This window comes from Ferrovibrio sp. (assembly GCF_025869515.1).
In the GTDB taxonomy this organism is placed as follows: Bacteria; Pseudomonadota; Alphaproteobacteria; order Ferrovibrionales; family Ferrovibrionaceae; genus Ferrovibrio.
This window is the reverse complement of record NZ_JAOZVR010000122.1, coordinates 102012-112257: the sequence shown is the minus strand read 5'-3', so window position 1 is coordinate 112257 and position 10246 is coordinate 102012. Positions and strand designations below refer to the sequence as shown.

11 protein-coding genes are annotated in these 10246 nt (G+C 63.1%); 10 read left to right on the top strand and 1 reads right to left on the bottom strand.

The genetic code is table 11. The annotated features are described in order from the left end of the window. Positions 1 to 131: 131 nt before the first annotated feature. The 8 genes from uvrB to OJJ21_RS23820 all read left to right on the top strand — a co-directional run bounded on the left by uvrB (position 132) and on the right by OJJ21_RS23820 (position 7913). Positions 132 to 2363 (top strand): excinuclease ABC subunit UvrB, encoded by a 2232-nt coding sequence (uvrB, locus tag OJJ21_RS23855; protein ID WP_297690454.1) that lies wholly within the window; start codon positions 132 to 134, stop codon positions 2361 to 2363. Continuing rightward, positions 2363 to 3151: an SDR family oxidoreductase gene (locus OJJ21_RS23850; RefSeq protein ID WP_297690453.1), complete on the top strand. Its 789-nt coding sequence runs from the start codon at positions 2363 to 2365 to the stop codon at positions 3149 to 3151. The genes uvrB and OJJ21_RS23850 overlap by 1 nt, the downstream gene beginning before the upstream one ends. A 1-nt stretch (position 3152) precedes the next feature. Next, positions 3153 to 3581 carry a dihydroneopterin aldolase gene (gene folB / locus OJJ21_RS23845; protein ID WP_297690452.1) on the top strand — a complete coding sequence of 143 codons (429 nt, stop codon included), beginning with the start codon at positions 3153 to 3155 and terminating at the stop codon, positions 3579 to 3581. 327 nt (positions 3582 to 3908) lie between these two features. Further along, entirely contained in the window at positions 3909 to 5813 is a 1905-nt protein-coding gene (gene uvrC / locus OJJ21_RS23840; RefSeq protein WP_297690451.1) for an excinuclease ABC subunit UvrC, read from the top strand. Positions 5814 to 5883: 70 nt separating this feature from the next. Continuing rightward, positions 5884 to 6471, top strand: coding sequence for a CDP-diacylglycerol--glycerol-3-phosphate 3-phosphatidyltransferase (pgsA, locus tag OJJ21_RS23835; protein WP_297690450.1), 588 nt, complete (start codon positions 5884 to 5886; stop codon positions 6469 to 6471). Continuing rightward, positions 6471 to 6722, top strand: a complete 252-nt coding sequence (gene moaD, locus OJJ21_RS23830; RefSeq protein ID WP_297690449.1) for a molybdopterin converting factor subunit 1 — start codon at positions 6471 to 6473, stop codon at positions 6720 to 6722. Before pgsA ends, moaD begins: the two co-directional genes overlap by 1 nt. Before the next feature lie 2 nt (positions 6723 to 6724). Then, positions 6725 to 7177 (top strand): molybdenum cofactor biosynthesis protein MoaE, encoded by a 453-nt coding sequence (locus OJJ21_RS23825; RefSeq protein WP_297690448.1) that lies wholly within the window; start codon positions 6725 to 6727, stop codon positions 7175 to 7177. A 169-nt stretch (positions 7178 to 7346) separates the two neighbouring features. Then, positions 7347 to 7913 carry a PAS domain-containing protein gene (locus OJJ21_RS23820; RefSeq protein WP_297690447.1) on the top strand — a complete coding sequence of 189 codons (567 nt, stop codon included), beginning with the start codon at positions 7347 to 7349 and terminating at the stop codon, positions 7911 to 7913. Positions 7914 to 7964: 51 nt separating this feature from the next. Here the strand turns inward: OJJ21_RS23820 and OJJ21_RS23815 are convergent, their stop codons facing one another. Further along, entirely contained in the window at positions 7965 to 8849 is an 885-nt protein-coding gene (locus OJJ21_RS23815; RefSeq protein ID WP_297690446.1) for a branched-chain amino acid aminotransferase, read from the bottom strand. A 180-nt stretch (positions 8850 to 9029) separates the two neighbouring features. Between OJJ21_RS23815 and OJJ21_RS23810 the strand changes: the two genes are divergently transcribed. Then, the gene (locus tag OJJ21_RS23810) at positions 9030 to 9524 is read left to right on the top strand and encodes a MarR family transcriptional regulator (RefSeq protein WP_297690445.1); all 495 of its coding nucleotides are present in this window, start codon (positions 9030 to 9032) and stop codon (positions 9522 to 9524) included. Between the two features lie 14 nt (positions 9525 to 9538). Next, positions 9539 to 10228, top strand: a complete 690-nt coding sequence (locus tag OJJ21_RS23805) for a response regulator (protein WP_297690444.1) — start codon at positions 9539 to 9541, stop codon at positions 10226 to 10228. The last annotated feature ends 18 nt before the right edge of the window (positions 10229 to 10246 follow it).

Below are 10246 nucleotides of genomic sequence, written 5' to 3'. Positions count from 1 at the left end.
CGAACAGGTCGGAAGGTCTTGCCAAACTATGGCAGTAGCGGGACGCACAGTCGCTTCCGGGCCGATTCCCGGCCGATCTGGTCCCGGCCGGCGTCTTGGCGCCGGCCCCGTCCCGCCCCATATTGGCAGCCATGAGCCAGACCCCCGTCATCCAGAGCACGGAACGCCAGATCGAGGATCCGGACCGTTTCGCCGATGCGAATTTCCCGGATTTCGTACCGCATCGCCCGCCGCGCCCGGACAAGAGCGAAGGCGGCATTGCCTACGACCTGCAGGCCCCCTACGAGCCCAAGGGCGACCAGCCGACCGCGATCGCCGAACTGACCGAAGGCGTGCTGAACCAGGAGCGCGACCAGGTGCTGCTGGGCGTCACCGGCTCGGGCAAGACCTTCACCATGGCGCAGATCATCGCCCGGTCGGGCCGGCCGGCCCTGATCCTGGCGCCGAACAAGACGCTGGCCGCCCAGCTGTATGGCGAGATGAAGGCCTTCTTCCCCAATAACGCCGTGGAATACTTCGTTTCCTATTACGACTATTACCAGCCCGAAGCCTATGTGGCGCGCAGCGATACCTATATCGAGAAGGATTCGTCGGTCAACGAGCAGATCGACCGCATGCGCCATTCGGCCACGCGCGCGCTGCTGGAGCGCGACGACGTCATCATCGTTGCCTCGGTGTCGTGCATTTACGGTATCGGCTCGGTCGAAACCTATTCGGAAATGACGCTGAACCTGAAGGCCGGCGACCGCCTCGACCGCGATACCCTGCTGCGCCGCCTGGTCGACCTGCAATACCGCCGCAACGATACCGCCTTTGCGCGCGGCGCCTTCCGCGTGCGCGGCGACGGCGTAGAGATTTTCCCCTCGCATATGGAAGATCGCGCCTGGCGCCTGTCGCTGTTCGGCGACGAACTGGAAAGCATCATCGAATTCGATCCACTGACCGGCCACAAGACCGGCAGCATGGAGGCCGTGAAACTTTACGCCAACAGCCACTATGTGACGCCGAAGCCGACGCTGAACCAGGCTATCGAGCAGATCAAGGTCGATCTGCGCCTGCGCCTCGACCAGCTGCTCAAAATGGGACGGCTGGTGGAAGCCCAGCGGCTGGAACAGCGCACCAGCTTCGACCTCGAAATGATGGTGGCGACCGGCGCCTGTGCCGGCATCGAGAACTATTCACGCTATCTGACCGGCCGTGGCCCGGGCGCGCCGCCGCCGACCCTGTTTGAGTACCTGCCCGACAACGCGTTGCTGTTCGTCGACGAAAGCCATGTCACCGTGCCGCAGATCGGCGGCATGTTCCGCGGCGACTTCCGGCGCAAGGCCACGCTGGCGGAATACGGCTTCCGCCTGCCCTCCTGCATCGACAACCGGCCGCTGCGCTTCAAGGAATGGGAGCAGCTGAGGCCGCAGAGCGTGTTCGTCTCGGCCACGCCGGGCAAATGGGAAATGGAGCGCACCGGCGGCGTCTTCTCCGAACAGGTGATCCGCCCCACCGGCCTGATCGATCCGGTGACCGAAATCCGCCCGGTCGAGCATCAGGTCGACGATCTGCTGGCCGAGTGCAAAGAGGTGGTCAAAAAAGGCCATCGCGTGCTGGTTACCACACTGACCAAACGCATGGCAGAAGACCTGACCGAATACATGACCGAGGTCGGCCTCAAGGTGCGCTACCTGCATTCCGACATCGAAACACTGGAACGCATCGAAATTCTGCGCGACCTGCGGCTCGGCGTTTTCGACATCCTGATCGGCATCAACCTGCTGCGCGAGGGCCTCGACATTCCGGAATGCGCGCTGGTTGCCATCCTCGATGCCGACAAGGAAGGCTTCCTGCGCTCGGAAACCTCGCTGATTCAGACCATCGGGCGCGCCGCACGCAATGTCGAAGGCCGCGCCATCCTCTATGCCGACAAGATGACCAACAGCATGCAGCGCGCGCTGGCCGAAACCGAGCGGCGCCGCGCCAAGCAGCAGGCCTATAACGAAGAACACGGCATCACGCCGGAAAGCATCAAGAAGCAGATCGGTGACATCCTGCAGTCGGTTTACGAACAGGATCATTTCACCGTCGATGCCGGCGATGCCAGCGGTGGCCACCTGGTTGGCAACAATCTGAAGGCCCATCTGGCCGATCTGGAAAAACGCATGCACGACGCCGCCGGCAATCTGGAATTCGAGGAAGCCGCCCGCCTGCGCGACGAGATCAAGCGTCTGGAGATGAACGAACTGGAGGTCGGCATCCAGAATCGCAAGCCGGCCGGTTTTTCCGAATCCGCCGCGGCAGCGCCGCGTCCGGCCGGCCGTTCCACCGCTGGTCGCGCCGGTTCGCGCCGCGCCTATCGCGGAAGCAAACGCTGATGCCGGTCACCCCGCAAGCACCGACTGCACTGGTGACCGGTGCCGGCCGGCGTATCGGCCGCGCCATCGCGCTGCATCTGGCCGGGCGCGGCTATCATGTCGCCGTCCACTGCAATCGCTCGCGCGACGAAGCCGATGCCGTGGTCCGCGAGATCGGCCAGGGCGGCTATCGCGCCGCGGTCGTTCAGGCCGACCTTTCCGATCACGCGTCCGTCGCCGGCCTCGTGGGCCAGGCCTCCGCCGCTCTGGGGCCGGTGTCGCTGCTGGTCAACAATGCTTCTTTGTTTGACTACGACCATATCGAGACCGCCACCGAGCAGAGCTGGGACCGCCATCTGGATACCAATCTGAAGGCGCCGTTCTTCCTGTCGCAGGCCTTTGCTGCCCAGCTGCCCGATGGAGCTGCCGGCAACATCGTCAATCTGGTCGACATGCGGGTCTGGCGTCTGACCCCGCATTTCGCCTCCTACACCGTGTCCAAGGCCGGGCTGTGGACCCTGACCCAGACGCTGGCGATGGCGCTGGCGCCCCGCATCCGGGTCAATGCCATCGGCCCGGGCCCGGTCCTGCCCAGCCCGCACCAGACCGAGGCGCAGTTCCGCAAGCAGTGGGAGAGCACCCCGCTGCAACGCGGCGCCGAACCGGGCGAGATTGCCGCAGCGATCGGATTCCTGCTTGACGCCCCGGCCGTGACGGGCCAGATGATCGCCTTGGACGGTGGCCAGCATCTGCCCTGGCAGCAGGGCGGCGGGCCACTCTCCACGGCCCAGATCGCGCTGGAGGACTGACATGACGATCCATGATCGCGCCCGCGCCGCCTGGGCCGAAATTCCGGTTCCGGTGATCGCCGAGGCGAGCCAGCCGGCCCGACGGGTTTTCGTGCGCGACCTGCTGCTGGACGCCCTGATCGGGATTTACCCGGAAGAACGTACCAAGCCGCAGAAAATCCTGATCAATCTCGACCTCTGGGTAGCCGAGACGCCTGGCCAGCCACCGCGCAGCTATGCCGAGGTGGTGTGCTACGAGAATCTGGTGAAGCGGTCCAAGGCCCTGCTGGCGGAAGGCCATGTCGATCTGGTGGAAACCCTGGCCGAGCGGCTAGCCAGCCTGTGCCTGGACGATTCCCGCGTGCTGCGCGCCCGGGTGCGGGTGGAAAAGCCCGAGGCGATCACCGAGGCTGCCGGCGTGGGTGTCGAGATCGAACGCCGGCGGGCATGAGCGGCGACAATGTTACCGTGAGATGATTAGCGCTTGACTTTGCACAGGGTTTCCTGTTGCCGCCAAGGTTGTGCACAGGGTTGATTGCCGAGTCGCCGGGGCAGAAAAATTGCGGTTTTCAGCTCACCCGCTTGTGGATAACCAAAATTATTCTTTATAAATCAGTGTATTACAAAACCAGCGGCGCACTACGTGTGCGGGTATTGATTTTCGAGGCGACACAACGCTGCATGCGTATCAATGTTTCCCCACAAAGTTATCAACAGCCTTGGGACGCTTTTGTCAACGCCGTGTAATCATTAGGTTTTTATCAGTATGGTGATGCGTATGAGTGACGATCCCGCCGCCGAACCCCTGCCGGGGGAACCCTTGGCCGGGCCGCTGCCCGCGGAGATCGGCGCCGCGGTGATCCAGCGTCATTTGCCGACCCTGCCGCTCGGACCTGGCGTGTATCGCATGCTCGATGCGAAGGGCGACGTGCTCTACATCGGCAAGGCGCGATCGCTGCGCAAGCGCGTGACGTCCTACACCAAGCTGCAGGGCCTGACGATCCGTATCCAGCGCATGGTGCGGCAGGTCGCGGCCGTCGATGTCACCACCACCCATACCGAAGCCGAGGCGCTGCTGCTCGAGGCAAACCTGGTCAAGCAGGTGCAGCCGCCCTTCAACGTGCTGCTGAAGGATGACAAATCCTTTCCCTATATCCTGGTGGCGCGCGATCACCCCTACCCGGCCATCACCAAGCACCGTGGGTCCCGTGACATTCCCGGCGACTATTTCGGCCCCTTCGCCTCCACCGGCTCGGTGCATGTGACCCTGAATGCGATGTCGCGCGCCTTTCCGCTGCGCAGTTGCAGCGACAGCGAATTCGCCGCCCGCACACGGCCCTGCCTGCAATACCAGATCAAGCGCTGCACAGCTCCCTGCGTGGAGCGGATCAGCCATGCGGATTACCTGAAAGTGGTGGACGAGGCCTGTGATTTCCTGTCGGGCCGCAACCGCCAGGTGCTGGATATCTGGCAGGGTCGCATGCAGATGGCCGCCGAACAGCGCGATTACGAAACCGCCGCCGAGTTGCGCGATCGCATCCGCGCGCTGGCACATATCACGCAGAAACAGGATATCAATCTCAGTGACATCGAGAATGCCGATGTCATTGCCGTGCATGCCGAGGGCGGTCTGGTCTGCGTGCAGATTTTCTTCTTTCGCGCCGGGCAGAATTTCGGCAACCGCTCGTATTTCCCGGCCCATACCCGCGATGTCGAGATCAGCGAAGTGCTGGATGCCTTCATCGGGCAGTTTTACGCCCAGCGCGAGGCCCCGCGTCTGATCCTGCTGAGTGACCCCGTGGAAAATGGCGACCTGATCGAGGAAGCCCTTAGCAGCCATAGTGGCCACAAGGTGGAGCTGCATGTCCCGCAACGCGGCACCAAGCGCGACCTGGTCGAATATGCCACCAGCAATGCGCGCGATGCCCTGCGCCGCCGGCTGGCCGAGGCCGCTTCACAGCAGCAGTTGCTGCAGGGTGTGGCAGATCTGTTCGGTCTCGAAACCACGCCGCAGCGGATCGAAGTCTACGACAACAGCCACATCATGGGGCGCCATGCGGTGGGCGGCATGATCGTCGCCGGACCGGAAGGCCTGCGCAAGAACGCCTACCGCAAGTTCAACATCCGCGGCGAGGATATCGAACCGGGTGACGATTACGGCATGATGCGCGAGGTACTGACGCGCCGTTTCCAGCGCCTGCTGAAAGAGGAGAGCGAGGACGAGAATGCGGCCGACTGGCCAGACCTTTTGCTGATCGATGGCGGCAAGGGGCAGCTGACAGCCGTCATGCAGGTGATGCAGGAGCTCGGCGTCGAGGATGTCCCGGTGGTTGGCATCGCCAAGGGTCCGGACCGCAATGCCGGGCGAGAACAATTCTTCCTGCCCGGCCGCGAACCCTTCATGCTGGAGCCGCGTCACCCGGTGCTGTTTTTCCTGCAGCGTCTGCGTGACGAAGCGCACCGCTTCGCCATCGGCACGCATCGCAGCAAACGCGCCAAGGACCAGATCCGCTCGCCGCTGGACGAAATCGCCGGCATCGGCGGGGCACGGAAGAAAGCCCTGCTGCTACATTTCGGATCGGCCAAGGCGGTGTCGCGCGCCGGCCTGTCCGATCTGGAGGCGGTGCCCGGCATCAGTAAGGCCGTCGCAAAGCGCATCTACGATCACTTTCATGGCGGTTGAGCGCCCTTCCAATGCAGAATGGGGGCCCGGCTCTGGCCCTGTTTTGTCCCGCATGCGATAATTCAACATCATGCTGAACAGCCTGCCCAACATCCTGACCGTATCGCGCATCCTGGCAATTCCGGCCATTTGCGCGACGTTCTTCCTACCCGGCGCCTGGAGCGCCTGGGTGCCGCTGGCGCTCTTTGCCCTGGCCGGCATCACCGACTGGTTCGACGGCTATCTGGCCCGCAAATGGGGCCAGATGTCCGACCTCGGCCGCTTCCTCGATCCCGTGGCGGACAAGCTGCTGGTCGCTGCCGTCATCCTGATGCTGATCGCCTTCGAGCGGATCGACCGCATCACCTGCCTCGCCGCCGTGGTGATCATGTGCCGCGAAATCACGGTGACGGGCCTGCGTGAATTTCTGGCCGAGCTGCGTGTGAAGGTACCGGTTTCCCGTCTGGCGAAGTGGAAAACCACTGTGCAATTGATTGCGCTTGGCATTCTCATTGTCGGCGATTACGGCCCGGCCTTCCTGCCTATCCGCCTGCTCGGCGAGGTCGGGTTGTGGATCGCGGCGGTGCTGACGCTCTATACCGGCTTGGATTATCTGCAAACCGGTCTGCGCCATATGGCTGCTGACAGCCGGTCTGCCCCGTCCAAGGGTACCGACTGATGCGCGTGTTGTATTTCGCCCTGCTGCGCGAGCGTGTCGGCATGGCCGAAGAAACCGTGGCGCTGCCGGAAAATGTACGCACGGTCGCCGATCTGATCGCATGGCTGCGCAGCCGCAGTCCGCAGCATGAGGCAGCCCTGGCCGATCCGACCATGGTGCGCGTTGCCGTTAACCAGGATTATGCCCAGCCCGGCGATGCCGTGCAGCCTGGTGACGAAGTTGCCTTCTTCCCGCCCGTGACCGGGGGCTAGCCATGACCGTGCGCGTACAGCGCGAGGATTTTGATACTGCTGCCGAACTGGATCGGCTGACAGCCGGCAACACCCAGGTCGGTGCAGCCGTCACCTTCACCGGCCTGGTGCGCGATTTCGCCGGCTCTGCCGGCGTCCGTCGCATGACGCTGGAGCATTATCCTGGCATGACGCAGCGGCAACTGGAGGCCATCGTCGTCGAGGCGCAGCAGCGCTGGCCGTTGGATGGCTGCCTGGTGATCCATCGGTATGGCGAACTCGCGCCAGGAGACCGGATCGTCCTGGTGATCACAACTTCCGCGCATCGTCAGGCGGCCTTCGAAGCCAGTGCCTTTCTGGTCGACTGGCTGAAGACCCGGGCCCCCTTCTGGAAACTGGAAGAAAACGACAGCGAGCGCCGTTGGGTCGAGGCCAAGGCCAGCGATGACGAGGCGGCGGCCCGCTGGCGCCGCTGACATACAGTCGTACTACCTAGGCATCATTTACTTAGCGGTTTACTGAGGCCTGCGCGTGTGGCATGTCCTAGTTTCAGGCACTGTCGAAACTGCCTCACAGAATGACCGCGCCAGCGTATAGTTGCCTTAACGGTTGCCGCTTCACCGCTCACGAGTTCATCATCCCCGCATGTCTTCGTCAGATCCGAATGTCCCCCAAACCGAGGTGATTTCCTCGGTCATACCGGATCGGATTCGCAGCAAATCGCTGCGCAACCTGCTGGGCTATTGGGAGGCGAAGGAAAGCTATCTGGGCCGCCTGCCGGCGCGCGCGGATTTGCAGCCCGACGAAATGGTGCCCTTTCTTCCCTTCGTTGCCCTGATCAACGTGCAACCCGGCACGCCGCGCTTTCAGTTCCGCCTGGTCGGCACTGGCATTGTGGGGTCGATGGGACGCGAAACCACCAATCGCCAGGTCGATGAAAACCTGTTCGGCGCCAATGCCGTGGTGGTGGAGAGCTTTTTCAGCATTCCGCTCGACACCCGCGGCCCGGCCTATGCGGCCGGCAAATATACGGTGGCGCCCAGCGGTCGCATGCTGGGCTTCGAGACACTGCTGCTGCCACTGTCTAGCGACGGGACTGCGATCGACATGCTGCTCGGTGGCCTGGTCGGCGAGCGCATCCAGCGCGACGAGCAGATCTGCGGCTTCCAGTACGATTTCTACTGCCCGGTCATGCAAACGGCCGCGCGATAACTGCGCGGCCGTTCACAAAGCCCGAACCTGCAGGCGGCTCAGCCGCCTTTTTCATGCCGCTTTTTTGGGGCGCGTCGCCAGATCGAATTCACCCAGTAGTGTCTGGCAAATCTTGCCCGGCGTGAATTTATACGGGCCGATTTCCGAAACCGGTGTCACTTCGGCCGCCGTGCCGGTGAGGAAGCATTCGTCAAAACCGGCCATTTCCTCGGGCTGGATGGCACGCTCGATCACCTCGATGCCGCGGCCCTTGGCCATGGCGATCACGGCGCGGCGGGTAATACCGTCGAGGAAGCAGTCCGGTGTCGGCGTGTGCAGTTTGCCGTCTTTGGCAAAGAAGATATTCGCGCCGGTGGCTTCGGCGACCTGACCACGCCAGTCCAGCATCAGGGCGTCCTGATAGCCGTCGCGCTCCGCCTTGTGCTTCGACAGTGTGCAGATCATGTACAGGCCGGCTGCTTTCGCCTTGGTCGGTGCCATGTTCGGCGCCGGGCGGCGCCAGTCGCTGATCTGCAGGCGCAGGCCCTTCATCTTGGCTTCCGGCGAGAAATAACTCGGCCATTCCCACACCGCGATGGCGACGTGAATCTTGTTCTGCTGGGCCGCGACGCCCATCATCTCGGATCCGCGCCAGGCCACCGGCCGCACATAGCAGTCCGGCATCTTGTTGGCGGCGATGGTCTCGCGGGTGGCGCGGTCGATTTCCTCGACCGAATAGGGCAGCGTGAAGTCCATCAGCTTGGCCGAGTCGATCAGGCGCTGGCTGTGTTCGGTCAGATGGAAGACCTCGCCGCCATAGGCACGCTCGCCCTCAAAAACGCAGGAGGCGTAATGCAGGCCGTGACTCAGGACATGCAGCTTGGCGTCGCGGAACGGGACCAGCTTGCCATCGAGCCAGATCAGGCCATCGCGGTCATCATACGGAATCAGGGACATCGGGATTGCTCCTTTGGCGAACGGATCGTTAAGTATTATTATTACCAATGAATGGGCGTATAGGTAACAATCTAAGCAAAATATGTCAATACTACTGCCATATTTTTCGCACCAGCCATTCCGATGATATACTGCCGGCTACCTTGAAGCCGGCTATCCCTTTGGGCCATATAGAAGATCATGACTGACCTGAAATCGTTGGCCAACCCATTGTTCCTCCGCGAAGACGAGCTTCGCCAGGCCATCGAATTGCTGTTTTACGCCTATCGCGATTTTACCCGCGGCCCCGACGAAATCCTGGAACGTTACGGCTTCGGCCGGGCGCATCACCGGGCACTGCATTTCATCGGTGGCAATCCCGGCATCACGGTGGCCGAACTGCTGGCCATCCTGCGCATCACCAAACAAAGCCTGTCGCGTGTGCTCTCGGCCTTGATCGAGGGCGGCTTCGTGCGCCAGCAGCAGGGCACCCGCGATCGCCGCCAGCGCCAGCTGTTCCTCACCGACCAGGGCAAACATCTGGAGCGCCAGATCGCCACCGTGCAGCAGGCCAAAGTGGCCGAGGCCTATCGCGAGGCGGGCGCCGAGGCGGTGGCCGGATATCGCAAGGTGCTGGCCGGTCTGATCGATGAGCAGGAACGGCCGGCGATTCTGCGCGCCATCCAGCGTCGCTGAGGGCAACACGGATCATGGACCTCGCCGAAGTTCACATCCTGGTCGTCGACGACGACGAACGGATTCGCACGCTGCTCGCGCGTTATCTGGCGGGTCAGGGTTTTCGCGTCACCGGCGCCGAGGACGCCGCCGATGCTGGCGCCAAGCTCGCATCGGTCAGCTTCGACCTGTTGATCGTGGACGTGATGATGCCGGGACAGAACGGTTTCGACTTTGTGCAGGAGTTGCGCAAACGCGGCAATGCCGTGCCGGTGATCCTGCTGACCGCACGCGGCGAAGCCGAAGACCGCATCCAGGGCCTGGAGACTGGCGCCGATGACTATCTGCCGAAGCCCTTCGAACCGCGCGAACTGACGCTGCGCATCAATGCCATCCTCAGGCGCGCCGCACGCCCTGCGCCCGTGGCACCGACCGTCACCACGCGTTTCGGCGATTTCAGCTTCGATGCCGTACGTGGCGAACTGAAGCGCGGCGAAGAGATGGTGCCGCTGACCACCGGCGAGGCGCAATTGCTGCGCGTGTTGGCGCGCAGCCCGGGCCAGACTGTTCCACGCGCCGCGCTTGCCGATCCGGCCAGCGCCGGCGAAAGCCGCGCCGTCGATGTGCAGATCACCCGCCTGCGCCGCAAGATCGAGACCGATCCGCGCAATCCGCGCTTCCTGCAGACCGTGTGGGGCGAAGGCTATGTGCTCTGGACCGAATAACCGGCCATGACAGCGGCA